This window comes from Neobacillus cucumis, assembly GCF_016908975.1.
In the GTDB taxonomy this organism is placed as follows: domain Bacteria; phylum Bacillota; class Bacilli; order Bacillales; family Cytobacillaceae; genus Neobacillus; species Neobacillus cucumis.
Genome location: NZ_JAFBEX010000019.1, coordinates 79409 through 101048 on the forward strand (window position 1 = coordinate 79409; position 21640 = coordinate 101048).

Consider the following 21640-nt stretch of genomic DNA (forward strand, 5'->3'; position numbering starts at 1 on the left):
CATCCTACTCAATCGGAATAATTTCACCCTTTTCTACTTTTCTCTGATAACTGACAAACAATAAGCCATTCCAAAATTTTGCACTTAATTGATTAGGACTGACAGTATCAGGTAAAGGGATTTGCCGCTGAAAATCACCATTAAACCTTTCAGAATGACGTATGGTTAATTGTGGATTAACGGGGTTCACTTTGCCTTTGATGGTTAAAATGTTTCCACTTAGCCCTAATTCCATATTCTCTTTGGTTACCCCAGGGAGTTCAATCACCACAACCACTTCTTCTTCCCCTTCTAAAATATCAATTAAAGGAAATGACTTAGGTTTTTCCGCACGTCCTATTTGTCCATCTCCTGTAGATGAATGAATAGGTTGTTCATTCATAAATTGTTTGGCAAATTCCTGGTCAAAAATATTATTCCAAAAGTCACCGCCATGCATATTTTTTGCAATATCCATCCATTGTTTTAATTTTTCCATATCCATCCTGAACACCCCCTTTTCAAAAGAATTTGTTATTTTACTTTATTTATATTTTTATAATCCTACTTTCATCATACAAATCATATTCAATAATCAAATCAACTATTACGGCTTGCTTCATAAACCTCTTTAAAGAGCATATAATGATTAACAGGTGAAGGAGGAGATCAAATGACTGTGCCAGTTCCTTTTATTAATATAAATATATTCATGATTAAAATTAATTCCTTTGAAAATGCTTCAGCAGTAAATATAGGTCAAAATCTGTTAGCAGAGTGGCATAACTCTGATAAGAAAAATCAAGGATTTGGTCAAAATTTTGGTGATCAAAGCGATTTTGTTGCGACAAGAAGTTTTGTAGATGATAAAGACCAAATAGACTCCCCTGCCACATTCGAATCTCATCCATATACAATCAATGATCTATAAACTGATAATAAGAAAAGCGCAAGCGCCTTGGTCAGCCCCGACAAGCATAAGACACTCCCAAAAAGAAGGCGCTTTTTGCCTTCATTTTGGGAGTGGCTGTAGACCATCGAGGGGCTAGGCGCTGAAGCTAGACAATTCTCAAAGTCGAAATTTCTTATCATTAAAAATAAGCCATGGGAGGTTTTTACTCCTCCCATGACCTTCTCTATAGTTAATATTCTCTTGACCGCTTCTTCCTGACTGCAATGGTGGCACCAATAAGAATAACCAATAAACCTAATACTATATTAATTTGAAACACCAACTGCTGAGGATTGTCCTTTTTAGTTATTTTAACACTTTTGACCTTTGTCTTTGGCGGTTCTTTATATTTTAATTGCACAGTCTGAACTAATTGTCCCTTATTATCTTGGACTGAAAGAAGACCATTGCTTGCCACATTTTTTATACAGCCATCATTCCGTTCAGTAATCAGCGTATCTTTCTCTGGGTAAAACTCTTTATGAGCAGTTTTAAAAATTTCTCCCTGCTTGATTGTTACATGTTGAAAATTTTTAAAACCATAGTTAAATAATTGAGCAGTGTCATTATATTTATCAATTTGCAAGTTCGATTTCAAAACAACAGCAGTCAGCCTAATCTTACCGTTGTCCGCCGTTGTCGATAAGGTTTGTTTCGTTTCACTTGTATAACCCGTTTTACCCCCCGTGATCCCCGGATATGGAATTTCTCCTTTAAGCATTTTATGATGGGTTACAAGATTCGTTTGCCATGCCTGTCCTTTCCAGGGAAGTACCTTAGTGCCAAAGATTTTAGCAAAAATAGGATTCTTAATCGCATAATTTGTTATTAGGGCCATATCCATTGCAGTAGTATAATGATTTGGATCAAACAAACCGTTTGGATTGGTAAAATGAGTATGTGTAACGCCAACTTTTGTTCTCAAATAGATATTTAGGTTTTCAGCAAACTTTTGAACCGATCCATCCGTATATTCTGCAATCGCAACAGCCGCATCGTTCCCTGAATTTATAAGCATTCCTTGAATCAGCTGGATTAAAGGCATTTTCTCCCCTTCATTTAAATAAACACGAGTTCCATCTTGCCTGACAGCGTTGCCACTAACCGTTACCATACTATTCAAATTGCCTTTTTCGATTGCATAGATGGCCGTAGCAATTTTGGTTATACTTGCTGGATACATTTTTTCATTTGGATTTTTGACGTAAAGTACAGCTCCTGTATCAGAATCTAAAAGTGCTGCACCTTCACTTTTAAGAGGTAAGGCTTCTGATTGAGCATTAACATGTAATTGATTAGTAATAAGAAATAAAATACTTATGATAACTGGTAGAATCTTTTTCAATAGAAAACACCCTTACTATTTAACATAGAGTCCTCCTTGATTTTACCAGATTATTAGTGAAAATAAAGTATTATTTGAAAATAATTCCCCAAAAAGCAGTAAGTTAGACCTAAAAAAAACGGCGAGGACCCTCAGCCGTTTCACATTATGCTCTTTTTTTGGAAATTAATAAGGTAATCTGGGCCATAACGAATGGCAACGATGATTTTCTTCTGTATGCCAAGTATTTAGGTTCCCATAGATATGTATATTTTTCGTTAAATTTACGAATGTCAGGAAAATAATCAATAAAGTGACCATGTAAAAAGATTTGAGCTGCAATTTTTTCACTCAAAAATGAAAATCGGGATAGACCCACGTTTGATAAGGGTGCCATGCCCATATTAAATCGTTGATAGCCTTTTTCAATTGCCCAATCAAAGCTGGTTAAGAAGAGGAAATCTATTACACTGTTCTGTACTGACGGTTTTACCCTTATTAGGTCAACTGAGACCGTTTTAAAGTTATCATATACATACATGATACTCATAAACCCGATTATTGAGCCCTTTTCATCTCTGACAATGGCAATGGGAGCTTTATTTAAATAATTTTCATCAAAGAACCCGAGTGAAAAACCTTTTTCATTTCGCCCCTGTAGCCAGTCATCTGAAATCAGCCGAATCTCTTCTATTAATTCATTAGAATAGGGTGGATAAAGGATTTCAGAACTATAGTGTTGAGTTACAAATTGACTTTTCCATTCAGTGAAATCGCTCTTCTTTTCTTCAATTTGAAAGACCCTAAGGTCAATAAATGCTTCCTCACCCAATTTAAAAAAAGCAAATCCATGTCCGTGTAAGTATGGTAGCAACCGGTCACTGACCTGATAGAAAACAGGTGTAAATCCATGTAAATCAGCAATTTCTTGGAATTCTTCAATAGCACTGGAGAACCCCTGATTGTCACCAATAGGATCTCCCAACACAATTAGTTTATCTGCATATTTTTGGAATGAAATAAGAACATTTTTCTTTTTATTCCAAAAAATATATTTATCATGTAGAAAAATCAAATGGGATGATACATTGCCTTCATAAACAGATAAATGCTTCATGATATCTTGTTCGTGGTCAATTGATCTCTCTAGTTTCCATTTTTTCGGTCGGCTAATCAAATAACCGATAAAAAGAATACTAAAAGCAATAATTAATCCAATAATTGCACTTGAAAATAAATCTCGATAATCGACAATAACATATGGTAAAAGCCTTTTCGGAATGGTAATTCTAGCATGTGGCAAATTAAAGTAACCGATTATTATATACATTAAGGTAACAATTAGAATGATAGTTACATCAAAGATTGTTTTTCCCCAAGTCAGCACATAGCTCTCTCGATAAAATTGACCTTTTGCTGTTCTTAACAGAAGGGCAACAATAATCAGAAAGGATGCCTCTTCATAATCAATACCCTTAAATATGGAAAATAATGCAGCAAGAATCAATGCAAGCATAGTTAAATCATAGGTTCTTTTTACACTGTACTCAATTCCCCTAGAAAGACCTAATAATAAAAACCCTGCTGCAACTGAGAGCTGATGTGAGACATTAATAATTGGAAATGACAATAGTTCTTGGGCTATTCTTAACCTTGACATGATGCCTGGGACACTAGCAGATAACAACAGGATTAATCCTGAAAGAAATACGAGTACCGTTAAAATAATGTGACTTATCCCTTGAACAATGGCCTTAGGAAGATTATTCCATAATTGATTCCATCTTTGCCAATATAATCGTACGAAAAAAACTAAGCTAACTAAAAAGGGAATAAAATAATAACCAATTCTGTAGAACAGAAGTAGGACCAACACTTTTTCTTCAGGATAATGTAAATCCTGCATCCCCCAGAGAAACACTAAATCGAAAGAGCCTAAACCCCCCGGAATCATACTGATAATTCCTGCACAGGCAGCCCCAATATAAACAGGAAATAAATCAAAGAATGAGATATGAAACCCTAGAATTATCGTTAAAATAAATATGCTTGCAAACACCGCAAACCATTCAATCACCGAAACCATAACTAACTGAATCATCGTTTTTAACATTCCGATGTGATTTTTATCTTTACTTGTCTGAAATACATGTATAGTTAAAAAAATGGGTAAATACAGTCCAACCCCCAAAACTGCAAAATAAAGCCATCTAGTATGTAAATACAGAGGGTAATTACTGTAATGAATAGTTACTATCCAGCTAAGGAATGAAATCCCCGTTAAGTAAAATAATGAAACCGTAGCTATAACCCCAAGTAATTTCCTTTTATCTTGTTCAAACTTATGGAAGAAATAAGTCCTTAGCATGGCTCCAACAAGCCCGCCAAAACCTATTAAATTGGAAAATGAATTAGCAATAAATGATTGTTCAGTCAACTCTCGCCTTGAAACCTTAATCTTTAAAATCTTAGCAAGTATGACGTCATAAAATACCATCGGCAATACTGCCGCAAAAGTTATACCAAAGATTATTAATATTTGCAAAAAATGGAGTTGGCCGATTTCATTTTTTAATAAACCCACATTTATATTACCCGTGAATTTTTTCATCTCGGTAATAGCAAAAATCAACAAACACACTGGAAAAATAAATTTCATTACTTTGAGCACTTTTTCTTTCGTAATCCCCAACCAAATTACCACCCATTTTTTAATTCCTGATATAAATATAAACTCTTCACATTGAAAAACAAAGAATTATCTTTTATTTTAAGAATACTTATTTTTATCTTAGTCAGATATTTTAAGGTTCAATCTCTTTATATACTAGACAAATGGTTAATATTGAGTTATTTCTTCAAAAAAATAATAAAATCAGACAAGTTTTCTAGCCTTCATAGCATAAATATTTTAGTAGGACAAATTATTTGGGGGTATTAGAATGAAATTTTTAGTTTTTAAAAAAGAAACCCTTCTTTTTTTCATGGCAGTTGCCATTATTTTAGCCAGTGTTTCTGCATGGTTTATGTTAAAAGCTGGAGATATTACTGTTTTTAATCAACAAGATAAAATACGTCAAATTCACATGGTTACAGGTGAATTTAAATCCACAATGAAAGATGGAAAAGAAATTGAGGCATATCGCTGGGACCCAGGGACTATCATCCTGAAAAAGGGAGAAAAAGTAAATTTAATTATTAGTGGAATAAATGGTGCTGAACATCCATTTTACATTGAAGGTACCTCAATTAAAGGAACAGTAAAAAAAGGAGAAGATACTTTTGTTCCACTTCAATTTCAAAAAGAAGGAACATATCGATTAATTTGTGAAATGCATCCTGATCGAGCTCACAATGGTCCAATGATTGCCTATATTGTTGTTAATTAAAAGCAAAAAATTTCTTTTTCTTCTCAGGCTGTCGAAACCTCGACAGCCTCTTATTTTATTCAATTACTATTATAATTCATCGCTTTAATTCGTTATATATTAATAGTGTATATTGGCTTTTCAACAAGGCTGTTGATTGGCGCTCCAGGCACGAGCGGTTCGCGGGAGTGCCGGGGAGCCTCCCTCGTCGCTTCGCTCCTGCGCGGTCTCCCCTGCCCCTTACTCCCGCAGGAGTCTACGTGCCTTCCGTGCCAATCAACAGAGTGTTTTCAATAAGGTAAACTAATTTAAAAGACGTTATTTTCAATTATTAAAGTGAGCTGTTTCATGGGTTTTCACTATTAAGATGTTGATTTTGCTGTTTACTTTCTATATAACAGTTATAAAATTTTATCCATTATTTATAATACAGTTTTAAGATTTCAATTATCAATGTTCATAGAAAATTCATAAACACTACCTTCAAAACCATTATTTTCAACGGTTCACAATATCTTAACAATTCCCATGATATTTATTGTTTTTCACCTGTTATACTTATCTCATGAATCAAATAACTTTCTGTTATATATTCTTTACTAATATACGAGGTGAAAAACAATGGAACAATGGCAAGGATTTATTAAAGGTACTTGGTCCAAAGAAGTAAACGTTCGTGACTTTATTTTAAGAAACTACAAACAATATGAAGGAGATGACTCCTTTCTAGCTGGTGGAACAGATGCTACCAACAAACTTTGGGAACAAGTAATGCTATTGACAAAGCAAGAACGTGAAAATGGCGGTGTCCTTGATATGGACACTGAAACAGTATCTACCATTACATCACATGGTCCTGGCTATTTAGACGAAGAACTCGAAAAAGTCGTTGGTGTTCAAACTGATAAGCCTTTTAATCGTTCACTTCAGCCTTTCGGCGGTATTCGGATGGCAAAACAAGCTTGTGCTTCTTATGGCTATGAATTAAATCCAGAAATCGAAAAGATCTTTACTGAATTCCGCAAAACTCATAACCAAGGCGTTTTTGATGCTTATACAGATGAAATGGCGCTTGCTCGTAAAGCTGCTATTATCACAGGTCTTCCTGACGCATATGGCCGTGGACGTATTATTGGTGACTATCGTCGTCTTGCATTATATGGTGTGGATTTCCTAATTAAACAAAAACAAGTAGATAAAAAGAATACTAGCAGCGTGATGACTGCAGAAAATATCCAACTTCGTGAAGAACTTGCAGAACAAATCCGTGCATTAAATGAATTAAAAGAACTAGGAAAAAGTTATGGATTTGACTTATCTCGCCCTGCTCAAAATGCGCAAGAAGCATTCCAATGGTTATACCTTGGCTACTTAGCTGCAATTAAAGAGCAAAACGGTGCTGCAATGAGCCTTGGCCGTACTTCAACATTCTTAGATATTTATATTGAAAGAGATTTAGAAAATGGTACATTAACTGAGACTGAAGCTCAAGAAATCGTTGATCATTTTATTATGAAGCTTCGTTTAGTAAAATTTGCACGCACACCTGATTATAATGAATTATTTAGTGGTGACCCTACATGGGTAACAGAATCTATCGGAGGAATGGCACAAGATGGACGTTCACTTGTAACGAAAAACTCATTCCGTTTCCTTCATTCATTAGATAATTTAGGACCTGCTCCTGAACCAAACTTAACTGTATTATGGTCTTCACAGCTACCTGAAAACTTCAAAAGATATTGTGCGAACATGTCAATCAAAACAAGTTCTATCCAATATGAAAATGATGACATTATGCGCCCTGAATACGGTGATGATTATGGTATTGCTTGTTGTGTATCTGCAATGGAAATCGGCAAGCAAATGCAATTCTTTGGTGCTCGTGCGAACCTTGCAAAAGCTCTTCTCTACTCCATTAACGGCGGAGTTGATGAAAAGTTAAAAATCCAAGTAGGACCAAAATATCGTCCAATTACTTCTGATGTTCTTGATTACAATGAGGTTATGGAACGTTTTGACCAAATGATGGAATGGCTTGCTGGTCTTTACATTAATACCTTGAATGTTATTCATTACATGCATGATAAATATAGCTACGAAAGAATCGAAATGGCTCTACATGATACTAAGATTCTTCGTACAATGGCAACAGGGATCGCTGGTCTAAGTGTTGTAGCGGATTCATTAAGCGCTATTAAATATGGTGAAGTAAAAGTTATTCGTGATGAAAACGGCTTAGCTGTTGACTTTAAAACTTCTGGGGAATTCCCTAAATACGGCAATAACGATGACCGCGTTGACAGCATTGCTGTATCAGTAGTTGAAACATTTATGAAAAAATTACGTAAGCATGTAACATATCGTGATTCACTTCATACTTTATCTGTTTTAACAATTACTTCAAACGTAGTTTACGGTAAGAAAACAGGTAACACACCAGATGGTCGTCGTGCTGGAGAACCATTTGCACCAGGTGCAAACCCGATGCACGGTCGTGATACAAAAGGAACATTAGCTTCCCTGTCATCAGTAGCGAAAATTCCATATGCATATGCAATGGATGGAATTTCAAACACATTCTCAATCGTACCTAAGGCATTAGGAAAAGAAGAAGAAAACCGAGTTACTAACCTTGTATCGATTTTAGATGGTTACTCCATTAAAAACGGACACCACCTAAACGTTAACGTCTTTAATCGTGAAACATTAATCGATGCAATGGAACATCCAGAATTATATCCACAATTAACCATTCGTGTTTCTGGATATGCTGTAAACTTTATTAAGTTAACTAAAGAACAACAGCTCGATGTTATTAACCGTACATTCCACGAGTCATTATAAGTTCAATAAATCTGGAGCTCCCTCCTTTCTAGGGGCTCCTGCTTAAAAATAAGGGGGATCATCATCATGATGGGAAATATTCATTCTATAGAAACATTAGGAACAGTAGACGGACCAGGGATTCGTTATGTAATTTTCACCCAAGGATGTTTATTGCGCTGCCAGTTTTGCCATAACGCAGACACTTGGGAAATCGGCTCCGGTAAACAAATGACTGTTTCTGAAATCATGGATGATCTCTTCAGTTATCTTCCTTTCATACAAGCTTCAGGAGGCGGTATTACGGTTAGTGGTGGTGAACCATTATTACAAATTCCCTTTCTGACAGAATTATTTAAAGAGTGTAAAAAGAAAGGGATTCACACTACTATTGACTCCTCCGGAGGTTGTTTTTCCCACTCTAAGCTCTTTATTGAACAATTAGGAGATCTATTAAAATATACAGATTTAGTGTTACTTGATTTAAAACATATTAATCGAAAAAAACATATTCAACTCACAGGTATGGCTAATGACCACATTTTGGAATTTGCTAAGTTTTTATCCGATCGTAAGCTGCCTATTTGGGTACGCCACGTACTTGTTCCATCCATTACTGACGATCCAGAGGACTTACAGAAACTAGGAGAGTTCATTGGAACACTTGAAAATGTCCAAAAGATCGAGATTCTTCCCTACCACAAACTTGGAGTTTACAAATGGGAAGCACTTGGACATGAATACCCTTTAAAACACGTTGAACCGCCAACTGAAGAAAAAGTGGAATTTGCTTATCAGATGTTGACGGCACATTGGGAAACACCATTAAAACACTGATTCATAAAGATCAGTGTTTTTCTTACTATATTTTGACTTGTTTTACTTTTAAACTATTAACAATGTCTTCATATTATTGGATTTTGACATGTATTAAATTGATTCTTTTCGATTTCTCCTATATACTCATATCATTGGTATTAAGTGAGGTGATAATTTTTGTTTCAATTGCTGATTGACCTTTCAGATATAAATGCCCTAAATGCACTTTATGTTAGTATTTTTCTTGGGATCACATTAAAGTTCTTATGGGCTTGGGGTGTAGAATATTCATTTTTCGGTTCCCTTGCTGAAACGGCAAATACAAAAATTATTCACCCGTTAGTATTTTACCGTAAACAAAATGGTATGAATGGCAGCTTTATTCTGAAAAGAATTGTTAAATATATTCGTAGAAAAGATTGCTCTCAAGAAGATTCGGACGAACCCAATTCCTCTCCTCAACTACTAACACTTAAATTCAAAGACATTTTTTAGGAGGAAGTATGAAAAAGAAACACTCTTCACTTATACTTGCAGCAATTTTCATTTTGACATCATTATTATTATCGGCTTGTTCATCACAAGCATCACAAACTCAAACTACTAATAAAACAGGGTTTTTTCAAACATATTTTGTTCACCCGTTTTCAACGATTATCCATTCAACCGCTGATTTTTTTAATGGCAACTATGGAATAGCGATAATTGTTGTTACATTAGTAATCAGACTTGTATTAATGCCATTAATGTTAAGACAATATAAAAATCAAATGGTTATGAAAGAAAAAATGGATGTTTTAAAACCTGAAATGGATGCCATCCAGAAGAAAATGAAGACCGAAAAGGATGCAAAGAAGAAGCAGGAGCTTCAAGCTGAAATGATGGGTTTGTATAAAAAGCATGGTGTTAATCCTATGAATATGGGTTGTTTACCAATTCTCATTCAAATGCCTATTTTAACTGCCTTCTATTATGCCATTCGTGGATCATCAGAAATTGCTACACATCAATTTTTATGGTTCAGTTTAGGCAAGCCAGATATTGTCATTACCATTATTGCTGGTGTTGTATATTACTTCCAATTCAAAGTTTCACAATCAAGTATGCCAACCGCGCAGCAGCAACAAATGAAAATGATGGGCTTGATGTCACCACTCATGATTGTTATGTTTTCCTTCAATGCCCCAGCAGCCCTCCCACTTTACTGGGTTGTCGGTGGAGCATTTTTAACACTTCAAACATTTATAGGCAGAAAACTTTATCAAACTAAACAACCTGCGGCTCCAGCTCATCAAAAATAACAGAAAAAAAAGAAGCATTGTACAAATGCTTCTTTTTTTACCTCCTTAGGCATCTTGAAAATATTCTTTATAAAATCCGCCCACTTTACCAGTATTATCAATAATGTAATAAAACTCTTCTGTTTCATTTTTTACATCATAAACTTTCCCAGTTGTTAAAGCATTATGAACAAGATATTTCTTTGCATCGGTATGAACACACTTTACTTTTTTTATGGTTTCCCGATTCTTCCATGTTAAATGAATCATTGTTGCACCGTCCTTTAATCATTGTCCAAGTTCTAGTATAATTATTTCGCTTCATGTGTGCAACACACATTACTTCCTATAAGGAATAAATATCATACTTGATTTTTCCCAGTCTTTAATTTTATTGTGAACCTTTTTCTACATTTAATAAATTTTAGTTCTCAAAATACCGATAAACTATTACAATAGTAAAAACTGAATATTCAATCCGTTTTCAGGAGGAGGGCATTCAAAAATTGAAAATAATGAGTAACGAGCAGTTAATTGTTTCGTATCGGAATGCATTAAAGTCTGGAGAAAAGGAATGGATTAAACTCTTAAAAGATGAAATCAAGCGCAGAGGACTTAGACCGCTAAAAAATGCAATTGAGAAATAAATTTAAATATAAAACCGCTGAACATATTCAGCGGTTTTAATCGTCTTTAAACAAAACTCAAGATATTCCTATTCTGGTTGGATACAGTTCAAACACACATCCAATAACTTAGTTTTTATAAGCTAGTTAATGGCAAAACAATTCGAACTTTAGTTCCGACTCCTTCTTGACTCTCAATCGAGATCGTTCCATTATATTTTCCTATCAGCCTTTGGGCAATCGACAAACCTAGTCCAGTTCCTCCATTCTCTCGACTCCGAGCCTTATCAACTCGATAAAAACGATTAAATACTTTTGCTAAATGTTCATTCGGAATGCCAATTCCACTATCAACTACAGAAATAATGATGTCCTCGCCTGCTTGCTTTGCATTAATCCAAATCGTTTTATTATTGGTTGAGTATTGAATGGCATTATCTAATAAAATAATCATGATTTGCTCAATATGCTGCCTAGAAATAGGAATTTTAGGGATTTTAATCTCCACCTCTAAAAAAAGATTAAAATCAGGGTGGATGATTTCTAGATTTTTCACCAATTGATGCAGTGTTTCCGAAATATCAGTAATTTCTTCATTTTTTAATCTGGGATGCTCCGCTCTTGTAACATGTAACAAGTCATTAATTAATTTTTTTAATCTCGTGACTTCTTGGAGTGAAGCCTCAAGCGATTCATCCAAGATAGCAGGGTCCTTTTTCCCCCATCGATTTAATAAGGATAAATGGCCTTCTAATATCGACACAGGCGTCCTAAGTTCGTGAGAGGCATCTTCAACAAAATGTTTTTGAAGTAAGAATGACTTTTCAATTTCATCCATCATTTCATTAAAAACAGTGGTCAAGGCAGTTAATTCATCTCTTTGCTTATACACGTTTATTCTTTCTCGGAAACCGTTTTCCTTGATCTGCTTCATTGCATTAGCTAGGTCCCTTACAGGTGTTAACAGTTGTTTAGCAAGTAAAAACCCACTGATGGCACTTAATAAAATGGCAGCAACACCAAATATGGTCATTACCCCAAAAAGATTCCCCATCATTCTACGATAGTTATTTAATTGTCGTACAATTTCTACCGTGCCAGTAAAATTTTCTCCCTTTATAGGAGCTCTTGCTACAAAAGCTTCATTTCCTTCAATTGAAACTTTTTCGGTAACATTAGTTTTTGAGGGCTCTGCCTCTAAAACGGGGAAATCACCGTTTTTATCCGAAACAAGAATATTTCCATCTTTGTCATAAACTCTAATTAATTGATCTTTATCATTCATTTTCCTTAAAAACGCATGGCTTTTTTTTAAATTGACCGGATTCAGATACTTTGACTTTACATTGTAAAATGTTGTTATATCACTCATTGTTCGATTGATGGCGATTTCTTCACGGTTCATCATCCATTTTGAAACCGTATGATACTCTAAGAAACTAAATAAAAAGAATGTTAAAAAAATAGCTGTTGAACAGCTTAATACTAATTTTGTCTGCCAGTGAAGGCGATTAAAACGGCTGGTAAATTTCTTAATCATCGCATGACATATCCAATACCCCGAACCGTATGAATATAATGCCCTTCATTTTGGTCGTCGATTTTGTTTCTTAAGTATCGTACATATACATCCACCACATTCGTTTCCACGCCCGTGCTATAGCCCCAAACCTTATTTAAGAGTACTTCTCTCGATAACACGATGTTTATATTGCTCATAAAAGTAACTAATAAATCATACTCCCTCTTGGTAAGGCTAATGACTACATCTCTTTTTTTGACAACACATGATTCCAATTCTACTACAAGCTCTTTAAAAGTAAGGATTGTCACCTCATTCGATTGAAGTGCCTCAACTCTTCTAAATAGCGATCTCAATCTTGCCAATAATTCTTCAATCGCAAACGGTTTGATGATATAATCATCTGCCCCGCTATCAAGTCCAGAAACACGATCTAGAACACTGTCACGAGCAGTAATCATAATAATCGGAATGGTTTTATTGAATTGCCTTATCCTTCGGCAGACTTCCATGCCGTTTAATTCCGGGAGTAGTAAATCAAGTAGAATTGCATCCCAACTCCCGGCGAGCGCTAATTGTAAGCCTATTCGCCCATCAGTGGCAACCGTTGTCTCATAGCCTTCATGCTGCATTTCAAGCTCTATAAATCTAGCCAAGCTCTTTTCATCTTCAATAATAAGTAATTTGGACATACTCCCACGCTCACATATGTTTTTCTATTTATTTTAACTGATGTTTATCTCGAATAACATCAATGACTGCATGAATAATTTCAATCGATTGGTACGATACGAGAGAAAGTGCAGTTAACGAAAAGAAGCCAACCATGATTAATCGAAACCAAAACATGTTGTATTCCTCCTAATCGAACTTTTTTCAGTAACTATAAAGTTATTATTCTGATTTAGCGTAGAATAATTGAGGGATTATCATTATCCTAACTCTCGTTATGGAAACTGTCATGAGAAAAAGATTAAAATCACCTTAGAAATTTTGGTAAATAAGTAAGCACACGCCTGAGAGGTCGTGTGCTTTGTTCATCATTTAAGTTATACATGGTTAAATAAAGGAGGAATTGATAATTCCATAAGCTTTGTGACAATCCTCTCAGCAGCGTCAACAGGGTTATCAGCAAAGACATCAATAAATTCACCCGTGTAGTCTTGTCTAGCATGGTCGTAACGAGGATCATAATAGTGAACTAGTAAAGTCAAAATCATTTCTTGATAATTTTTTTGATTAAGCACCTCAGTTAGTGTTTTCCTAATTTCAGTATCCTTCACCCATTTTAAAACCTTTTCAATACCTAACGTAATTTTTTCTTCATACCATGATTCCTGTTCATAAGGCAACACATATTCAGAAACAAGATGCTTTACTCGTTGTTCAAGAGGTGAATGGATGTACATATTCAATCCTTTAAATTTAACGTCCATCAATTCTTCAGGCTGAACTGCTTTGCCTATTCTTTTGCTTTCTGCCTCAACAATGCAATAATCGCTCCCTTGAATTTCCGTTAGTCCTTTAAATAAAAGTGAATCAAATGTCTTCTGGTTATGGCCTTCCCCAAGCCCAATTGTACCAAAGATTGAGCCTCGATGAGCTGCCATTTCTTCCAAATCAAGTACAGGGTAGCCCTTTTTCTTTAATATTTTTAATACCTCCGTTTTTCCAACACCTGTCATCCCATGGATCACGATGGCTTTTTTTGGAACCATTGATGGAATTTCTTCAAGGATATGGTGTCGATAGGCTTTATACCCTCCTTCCAGCCTCCATGCATAAATACCTGCAAATTCTAAGAAAGTAACGACCGCTTTACTGCGCATTCCACCACGCCAGCAATGAATAATTAACTCGCCGTCTGTTTGATGGGATTTAATGGTTTTTAAAAGGGCAGGAATCTTAGGAGAGACGAATTCCATCGCCTTCCATTTAGCCGCTGCCTGTCCCTCATGCTTATAAATCGTACCAATGACCTGACGTTCTTCATTTGTAAATAAAGGAACATTAATGGCACTAGGAATGGCTCCATCCGCAAACTCAATCGGTGAGCGAATATCAATGACGATTGGATCCTTGAGATTTAAAAGCTCTTCAACTGTTATGTCCTTCATATCTATCTGCTCCTAGCAAAAAAAGATCTTTTAATAATTTCTATACAAAACAAACAAAACTTCCACTTCTGGAAGTTTCAACAAGACGCAACATCATAAAAATAGGTTTTTTATTATGATTATATACTTATTATAAAGAAGTTAATCCTTGCTATCAAGAAATTCAAAATCCAACCAACCCAAGAATTAACACTTACACTTCTCATAAGAAAAGGTCTACCTCTAAATAGAAGTGGACCTTTTTGTTTTTAGACTTTTGATTCCTGATTTAAAGCTGACATTAACTCTTCCATTTCGCTAAGACGCCCTTGCTCAAAAAGGTCAACAATCTTGCTTCCTACAATAACTCCATCGCAATACTTGGTGATTTCATCAATTTGCTCTTTAGTTGAAATCCCGAATCCAGCCATGACCGGAATCGCACTAACATCTTTTACAGAAGATAAAAATTGCGTTAATTCTGCATCGTACTCATTCCTAACTCCAGTGATTCCTTTAACCGTAACTGTATATAAGAATCCTCTTCCTTTGCTTGAGATCTTCTTAATTCGTTCAAGTGGTGTGGTCAAGGTTACTAAACGAATTAATTCCACATTCGCAGCTTCCAACTCGGGTACAATGATATCCTCCTCCTCAATCGGCAGGTCAGGAATAATGCAGCCGTCTACCCCCGCATTCTGTATGTCACGGGCAAACTCAGAAATCCCGTAAGAATAAATAGGATTTAAATAGGTCATGAGAACAATCGGGATTGAGACTACCTGTCTAGCCTTTTCAATCTCCTTGATAATCCCTCTTAATGTAGTCCCATTCTCAAGGGCACGTAGACCCGCCGCTTGAATGGTCGGTCCGTCTGCGACAGGATCAGAAAAAGGTACGCCCACCTCAATAGCAGTGGCACCGAACTTTTCAAGTACGGTAAGTCTCTCGACTAAATTTTCAAGGCCTCCATCACCGGCCATGATGTAAGGAATAAAGGCTTTTTTATTTTTCTGTTTTATTGCCGAAAACGATTGTTCAAATCGATTCATGTTACTTCCTCCCTTCGAGTCTTGCTTTTACAGCATCTACATCTTTATCGCCACGTCCGGATAAGCAAATCACAATATTTTCATTCTCTTGCATTTCAGCTGCAAGTTTAATTGCATAGGCAACCGCATGCGAGCTTTCAAGAGCAGGAATAATACCTTCTAGTTTGGATAATAGCTGAAAGGCATCTAGAGCCTCTTGATCTGTAATTGAAACATAATCAGCTCTTCCACTGTCCTTTAAGTAACTGTGTTCAGGTCCTACCCCAGGATAATCCAGCCCTGCTGAAATAGAATGGGCCTCCTGAACTTGCCCGTCCTCATTCTGTAATAAATACATCAAAGAACCATGTAAGACACCGGGGCTCCCTTTGGTTAAGGATGCGGCATGAAAATTAGTTTCGACACCCTGGCCAGCTGCTTCGACACCAACTAATCGAACCCCTTCGTCCTCGATAAATGGATAAAACATACCAATTGAATTACTACCTCCTCCGATACATGCAACAACTGCATCAGGAAGGGTGCCCTCTATGGCTAAGAATTGTTCCTTTGTCTCCTTACCAATCACACATTGGAAATCTCTGACCATCATTGGGAATGGATGCGGACCCATAGCGGATCCTAATAAGTAGTGTGTATCATCAACATTCGTTACCCAATATCTCAAAGCTTCGTTTACCGCATCCTTTAATGTGGCGCTGCCTGATGATACGCCTACAACCTTTGCACCTAGAAGCTCCATACGAAAGACATTCAATGCCTGCCTTTTTATATCTTCCTCACCCATAAAAATGATACAATCCAGATTTAATAACGCACAAACAGTCGCCGTTGCCACACCATGCTGCCCAGCTCCTGTTTCGGCTACAATTCTCCTTTTCCCCATCCGAACAGCAAGCAGCGCTTGACCAATGGCATTGTTAATCTTATGAGCGCCAGTATGGTTTAAATCTTCTCTTTTTAAATAAATTTTTGCGCCGCCAGCATGTTTCGTTAAATTGTCAGCAAAATATAATGGCGTTTCTCTACCAACATAATCTTTTAACAATCTAGCAATCTCTGCATGAAAAGCAGGATCTTTTTTGGCCTCTTCATAGGCATCATTTAATTCAATTACCGCCTTCATCAATGTCTCTGGTACAAATCTTCCTCCAAATATGCCAAAATGGCCTTTTTCATTCGGCAATGTATAGGTGCTCATTATCGTTTTCCCCCTACTTGTAAAGTTTTCACCTTTTCAATAAATGCTTTTATTTTAGAAATATCTTTCATTCCATTAGTCTCAACACCCGAGCTTACATCGACCATAAAAGGATTAATGATTTGTACAGCTTCTTTTACGTTATCTAGATGTAACCCCCCAGCGAGAATGACCTTTTTCCCTACTAAGTAAGAAGTGTTTACCTGCTTCCAATCAAAGACGTGCCCATTTCCTCCCCGATATTTTCCTTTTGGACCATCGATTAAAATATATTCGGCAGGATATTGACCAAGGTCGGTTAATGCATCGTTACCCTCAAAACTGACAGCTTTAACAACTGGGACCGTAAGACCCCGAGAAAATGAAGCTGGTTCTTCTCCGTGCAATTGAATATGGGTTAAACCAACAATGGATGCAATCCTTTCAATTTCTTCCTTTGCTTCATTAACAAAGACACCAATTTTCATTACATCTGCTGGTAATACTGAAACAATTTCTTTTGCTTTTTCAGGTGTTACTTTTCGTTTACTTGCTGCAAACACAAATCCTATGGCGTCTGCGCCATATTCCGCAGCTTTAAGGGCAGTCTCACTGTCCATAATTCCACATATCTTTACTTTTACGTTCATTTTTTAACACCCTCTTGTAGTGGAAGGCGGAGATTAAGAAAAGATTCTTCTATATCCTGGCTGACCATAAAAGCCTCACCTACTAAAATTCCATTAGCACCGGCATTTCGAACTCTCTCAGCATCTTGCTCCGTATGAATACCACTTTCACTAATGAGATAAGCATCTGATTTTTTCACTATCTCAGCTAACTGTTCAGTTACTTCGAGTGAAACAGTAAATGTTTTTAGATCACGATTATTCACACCAATGAGTTTTGCGCCTGTTTTAAGTGCTATTTCTAATTCATTTTGGTTATGGACCTCGACCAATACCTCTAAGCCTTTTTTCTTTGCATATTGAAACAATTCGTGTAACTGCCTTTCCTCTAACGCAGCAACAATTAATAAAATAATGTTAGCGCCATGAGCGGCTGCAACATCAATTTGCAACGGGCTGATAATAAAATCCTTACATAAAATCGGAAGATTAACCGCTTCTCGAACTGACTTTAAATCGGAGAAAGAACCTTTAAAAAAGGTCGAATCGGTCAATACAGAAATGGCAGATGCCCCGGATTTTTCGTAAATAGCGGCTTGCACAGCGGGCTCTACGCCATTATTGATTAAGCCTTTAGATGGTGAAGCTCGTTTATATTCCGCAATGATTGAGATTTCATTGGCTGTTTGTAGTTTTTCTATCAATGATCTTTTAGGATATTTAAATTCTTGAATGATTTCTTTACTTTCTTGAAGGAGTAAAACCTCCTTTTTTTTCTGTTCAATTATTCGGTCCAGAATAGTTTCCACTTAAATCGCCTCTTTCTCGCCTATTCGTGATTTTTCAATAAGGGCGGTTAATTTTGCATATGCCGCTCCTGAATCAATGATTTCCTTGGCAACTTCAATACCTTCGACTAGGGAGTTGGCTTTCCCAGCAGTATAAATACCGATTCCTGCATTTAATACTACTGTATCACGTGGAGCACCTTTTTCCCCTTTTAGCACTTTCAAAAGGATTTCCCCATTTTCTTGCGAGTCCCCGCCCTTGATCTGGCTATTATCATATTGTGGGAGATTAACATCTTCAGGAGTAAATATATGGTTAGTAATTTTTCCATCTTCTAAAAGGGTATAATGATTTTCTCCCTGCAATGAAGCTTCATCCATAAATCCTGCACCATTTATAACAACTGCCCTTTTACGTCCTAGCTTTTTGAGTACTTCGGCAAATACATTTAATAAATCCCTGCGACTAACCCCTAACAATTGATAATCCAGCTCGATTGGGTTTGTTAATGGACCAATATAATTAAAGACCGTCGGAATCTTCAATGCTTTACGTACTATCATTACTTTTTTTAATTTTGGATGAACGTGTGGAGCGAATAAAAAGGCAATCCCAATTTCGTGTAGGATTTCCTCGGTTCGCTCGGATGATAAATTTAGATTTACTCCGAGGTACTCAAGGACATCTGCACTTCCAGTCTTACTAGAGATACTTCTATTGCCATGCTTAGCGACCGGAATTCCTGCACCAGCAATAACAAAGGCTGATGTAGTACTGACATTAAAGCTTGATGAACCGTCTCCGCCAGTTCCACAGTTATCCAGAACATTCGGAAACTTCTGATTAAACTTTAAGGTATTGCCTTTCATCGCCCTGACGATTCCTGCAATTTCATCAACTGTTTCACCTTTTGATTTTAAACCCATTAAAAAGGCAGCAATCTCTGATTCGGAAACTTCTTCTCCTAAGATAAAATCAACCGCTTCTTCCATTTGCTGTTCAGATAAAGACTGTTTTTCAGCTAATTGAAGTAGGTAATGTTTCATTTGATCTCATCCTCTCAATTTCATTTAAAAAGTTTTTTAACATTTGTTTTCCATCTGGAGTTCCAATCGATTCTGGGTGAAATTGCAGCCCGTAAACAGGATATTCTCTATGCTTTATGGCCATTATTTCATCATCATCATTGGAATGAGCCATACACTCTAACTCCGCTGAGAGATTACTTTCTTCTAAAGTCAACGAATGATATCGCATAACTTCTAATGGATTATTGAGGTTAGCAAAAACTTCCTTACCTTGATGTCGTATAAGGGATGTTTTCCCATGCTTAATGAAATGAGCCCTTCTTACTTCACTACCAAAAGCAGCGCCAATTGCTTGATGACCAAGACAAATTCCTAAAATAGGGATCGTCTTGTGGAAGGTTTGAATCAATTCTATACAGATTCCGGCATCCTCTGGACGGCCAGGTCCTGGAGATAAAATAATTGCTTTCGGATTCAACTCTTTGATTTGTTCCATACTTAACTGGTTATTACGATAAACGACCACATCTTCACCAAGTTCTCCAAGGTATTGGTAAAGGTTAAAAGTAAATGAGTCAAAATTATCAATTAATAAAATCATTTTTCACCCTCCAAAAAGGATCTCAACTTGTTTAGTGTTTCTTCATATTCAGACTCAGGATTGGAATCATATACAATCCCTGCTCCAGCTTGTATAATGGCTTCCCCATCTTTGATAATCATGGTACGGATGGCTAAGGCAAAATCCATATTCCCGTTAACGGAAACATATCCAACAGCACCAGAATAAAGACCTCGCTTTGATTTCTCTAATTCATTAATAATTTCCATTGCACGTACCTTTGGTGCCCCAGAAACGGTCCCTGCAGGCAAACAGGCTGCTAAGGCATCTAATGCTGTTTTCTCCTGATGCAGTTTACCGCTCACCTCTGAAACTAAGTGAATTACATGACGAAATTTTTCCACCGACATATATTTCTCAATTTGAACCGATCCAAACTCACAGACCTTTCCGAGATCATTTCTACCAAGATCCACAAGCATTCGATGTTCCGCAAGCTCTTTTTCATCGTTAACTAATTCCTGTTCAATTCGCTCATCTTCTTCTGCTGTTTTCCCTCTCTTTTTGGTGCCGGCAATTGGGTTTGAGATGACCGTGTTGTTACGTGTTTGGATCAAGCTTTCAGGTGAAGAACCAATAACGGTATATTCATCAAAATCAATATAAAACATATATGGTGTCGGATTTGTGCTTCGATGCTTACGATATAGAGAAAGTGGTGTACCTTCAAAGGCTGATTTCATTCTTCTTGATAGCACTACTTGAAAAATATCTCCGGCAAGGATATGCTCCTTTGCGGTTTCGACACTTTTTATAAATGCTTCTTTTGTGGTTTCTGATTCAAAACCGCTAAATGAAAAGGGCTCTTCCTCTTGATAATAATTTGGCTTTTTTAACTCTTCTATCCGTTGTATTAAGCGCTTTTCGATTTCCTCTAAATCACTTTTGCCAGATAGTGGAATTCCACAAATCTTTACTTTTTCTTGTAGATGATCAAAAACGATCACTTCTTCAAAAAACATGAGATGCACATCCGGCATTTCCAATCCATTCGGATATTCGCCACCGATAACTTCGAACTGTCTAATAATGTCGTATCCTACATACCCCACTGCTCCCCCTATAAATGGAAAATCATATTTTTCCAATTGATCCTGTAAAGGCAACAATTGTTTCATCACTTCTAAAGGGTTTCCTATCAAAACTCTTTTTTCACCATCACGATAAGTGATTTCATTATGTTCTCCTTTAGAAATCAGCTCAAAGGCAGGGTCAGCGCCAATAAATGAATATCTTCCCGAATCATTATATTTATGAGAACTTTCAAGAAGAAATTTTTTTGTTCCGCTAATTTTTTGAAGGATCGAGATTGGTGTTAACGTATCCCCTTTTATCTCATGTATTAAACATTCATTTGCAGTCTTCATGTCACAACCCCTTTTCAAAATAAAAAATCGTCCTCTATACGCACAAATAAATTACGCGTATAGAGGACGATTTTTAAACCGTGGTACCACCTCTCTTTAAAGCAGATAACTGCTTCCTCTTTCGGATACAGAATACACAGTATTCGATATCCTATCCTTTTAACGGGGGAATCCGGGCATC

Annotated in this window: 22 protein-coding genes and 1 other annotated feature (1 of these 23 only partly in view); of the genes, 7 read left to right on the plus strand and 15 right to left on the minus strand. The window is 36.4% G+C overall.

All coding sequences use genetic code 11. The features are described 5' to 3' along the window. Positions 1 to 4: 4 nt before the first annotated feature. On the minus strand, positions 5 to 484 hold the full coding sequence (locus JOC76_RS22035; protein ID WP_205180918.1) for an Hsp20/alpha crystallin family protein: 480 nt from the start codon (positions 482 to 484) through the stop codon (positions 5 to 7). Between the two features lie 168 nt (positions 485 to 652). Between JOC76_RS22035 and JOC76_RS22040 the strand changes: the two genes are divergently transcribed. Beyond that, positions 653 to 910 carry a hypothetical protein gene (locus JOC76_RS22040; RefSeq protein ID WP_205180919.1) on the plus strand — a complete coding sequence of 86 codons (258 nt, stop codon included), beginning with the start codon at positions 653 to 655 and terminating at the stop codon, positions 908 to 910. A gap of 211 nt (positions 911 to 1121) precedes the next feature. Here the strand turns inward: JOC76_RS22040 and JOC76_RS22045 are convergent, their stop codons facing one another. Both JOC76_RS22045 and mprF read right to left on the minus strand, forming a co-directional pair. After that, positions 1122 to 2276 carry a D-alanyl-D-alanine carboxypeptidase family protein gene (locus tag JOC76_RS22045; protein ID WP_205180920.1) on the minus strand — a complete coding sequence of 385 codons (1155 nt, stop codon included), beginning with the start codon at positions 2274 to 2276 and terminating at the stop codon, positions 1122 to 1124. A gap of 145 nt (positions 2277 to 2421) precedes the next feature. After that, positions 2422 to 4947, minus strand: a complete 2526-nt coding sequence (gene mprF, locus JOC76_RS22050; RefSeq protein WP_239557888.1) for a bifunctional lysylphosphatidylglycerol flippase/synthetase MprF — start codon at positions 4945 to 4947, stop codon at positions 2422 to 2424. 250 nt (positions 4948 to 5197) lie between these two features. Between mprF and JOC76_RS22055 the strand changes: the two genes are divergently transcribed. The 5 genes from JOC76_RS22055 (at position 5198) to yidC (ending at position 10569) form a co-directional block, all read left to right on the plus strand. Continuing rightward, the gene (locus JOC76_RS22055) at positions 5198 to 5644 is read left to right on the plus strand and encodes a cupredoxin domain-containing protein (protein ID WP_205180921.1); all 447 of its coding nucleotides are present in this window, start codon (positions 5198 to 5200) and stop codon (positions 5642 to 5644) included. 600 nt (positions 5645 to 6244) lie between these two features. Beyond that, on the plus strand, positions 6245 to 8470 hold the full coding sequence (pflB, locus tag JOC76_RS22060) for a formate C-acetyltransferase (RefSeq protein ID WP_205180922.1): 2226 nt from the start codon (positions 6245 to 6247) through the stop codon (positions 8468 to 8470). A 63-nt stretch (positions 8471 to 8533) separates the two neighbouring features. Then, the gene (gene pflA / locus JOC76_RS22065) at positions 8534 to 9286 is read left to right on the plus strand and encodes a pyruvate formate-lyase-activating protein (RefSeq protein WP_205180956.1); all 753 of its coding nucleotides are present in this window, start codon (positions 8534 to 8536) and stop codon (positions 9284 to 9286) included. A gap of 159 nt (positions 9287 to 9445) precedes the next feature. Next, on the plus strand, positions 9446 to 9763 hold the full coding sequence (locus JOC76_RS22070) for a hypothetical protein (protein ID WP_205180923.1): 318 nt from the start codon (positions 9446 to 9448) through the stop codon (positions 9761 to 9763). Between the two features lie 8 nt (positions 9764 to 9771). Then, the gene (yidC, locus tag JOC76_RS22075) at positions 9772 to 10569 is read left to right on the plus strand and encodes a membrane protein insertase YidC (protein ID WP_205180924.1); all 798 of its coding nucleotides are present in this window, start codon (positions 9772 to 9774) and stop codon (positions 10567 to 10569) included. A 45-nt stretch (positions 10570 to 10614) separates the two neighbouring features. Here the strand turns inward: yidC and JOC76_RS22080 are convergent, their stop codons facing one another. Next, positions 10615 to 10818 (minus strand): DUF6501 family protein, encoded by a 204-nt coding sequence (locus tag JOC76_RS22080; RefSeq protein ID WP_205180925.1) that lies wholly within the window; start codon positions 10816 to 10818, stop codon positions 10615 to 10617. 245 nt (positions 10819 to 11063) lie between these two features. On the opposite strand from JOC76_RS22080, the gene sda reads away from it, so the two are divergent. Next, complete coding sequence (sda, locus tag JOC76_RS22085) at positions 11064 to 11195, plus strand: sporulation histidine kinase inhibitor Sda (protein ID WP_372441993.1); 132 nt, start codon at positions 11064 to 11066, stop codon at positions 11193 to 11195. A gap of 115 nt (positions 11196 to 11310) precedes the next feature. Here sda and JOC76_RS22090 read toward each other — a convergent pair whose 3' ends face one another. The 11 genes from JOC76_RS22090 to trpE form a co-directional block, all read right to left on the minus strand. Beyond that, complete coding sequence (locus JOC76_RS22090) at positions 11311 to 12714, minus strand: HAMP domain-containing sensor histidine kinase (RefSeq protein WP_205180927.1); 1404 nt, start codon at positions 12712 to 12714, stop codon at positions 11311 to 11313. Further along, a complete protein-coding gene (locus JOC76_RS22095; protein WP_205180928.1) occupies positions 12711 to 13388 on the minus strand; it encodes a response regulator transcription factor in 678 nt (225 codons plus the stop codon). Before JOC76_RS22095 ends, JOC76_RS22090 begins: the two co-directional genes overlap by 4 nt. A 28-nt stretch (positions 13389 to 13416) precedes the next feature. Continuing rightward, on the minus strand, positions 13417 to 13545 hold the full coding sequence (locus JOC76_RS30575; RefSeq protein WP_275591397.1) for a hypothetical protein: 129 nt from the start codon (positions 13543 to 13545) through the stop codon (positions 13417 to 13419). 200 nt (positions 13546 to 13745) lie between these two features. Further along, complete coding sequence (mnmH, locus tag JOC76_RS22100; protein WP_205180929.1) at positions 13746 to 14813, minus strand: tRNA 2-selenouridine(34) synthase MnmH; 1068 nt, start codon at positions 14811 to 14813, stop codon at positions 13746 to 13748. Positions 14814 to 15061: 248 nt separating this feature from the next. Continuing rightward, complete coding sequence (gene trpA / locus JOC76_RS22105) at positions 15062 to 15844, minus strand: tryptophan synthase subunit alpha (RefSeq protein ID WP_205180930.1); 783 nt, start codon at positions 15842 to 15844, stop codon at positions 15062 to 15064. A 1-nt stretch (position 15845) separates the two neighbouring features. After that, positions 15846 to 17045, minus strand: coding sequence for a tryptophan synthase subunit beta (gene trpB, locus JOC76_RS22110; RefSeq protein WP_205180931.1), 1200 nt, complete (start codon positions 17043 to 17045; stop codon positions 15846 to 15848). Further along, positions 17045 to 17674, minus strand: coding sequence for a phosphoribosylanthranilate isomerase (locus JOC76_RS22115; RefSeq protein WP_205180932.1), 630 nt, complete (start codon positions 17672 to 17674; stop codon positions 17045 to 17047). The genes trpB and JOC76_RS22115 overlap by 1 nt, the downstream gene beginning before the upstream one ends. After that, positions 17671 to 18462: an indole-3-glycerol phosphate synthase TrpC gene (gene trpC / locus JOC76_RS22120; RefSeq protein WP_205180933.1), complete on the minus strand. Its 792-nt coding sequence runs from the start codon at positions 18460 to 18462 to the stop codon at positions 17671 to 17673. Before trpC ends, JOC76_RS22115 begins: the two co-directional genes overlap by 4 nt. Continuing rightward, positions 18463 to 19488 (minus strand): anthranilate phosphoribosyltransferase, encoded by a 1026-nt coding sequence (gene trpD / locus JOC76_RS22125; RefSeq protein ID WP_205180934.1) that lies wholly within the window; start codon positions 19486 to 19488, stop codon positions 18463 to 18465. After that, complete coding sequence (locus JOC76_RS22130; RefSeq protein ID WP_205180935.1) at positions 19460 to 20071, minus strand: anthranilate synthase component II; 612 nt, start codon at positions 20069 to 20071, stop codon at positions 19460 to 19462. Before JOC76_RS22130 ends, trpD begins: the two co-directional genes overlap by 29 nt. Next, on the minus strand, positions 20068 to 21459 hold the full coding sequence (gene trpE, locus JOC76_RS22135; protein WP_205180936.1) for an anthranilate synthase component I: 1392 nt from the start codon (positions 21457 to 21459) through the stop codon (positions 20068 to 20070). The genes JOC76_RS22130 and trpE overlap by 4 nt, the downstream gene beginning before the upstream one ends. Positions 21460 to 21518: 59 nt before the next feature. Further along, positions 21519 to 21640: a binding site (T-box leader), on the minus strand; it runs 125 nt beyond the window's last position.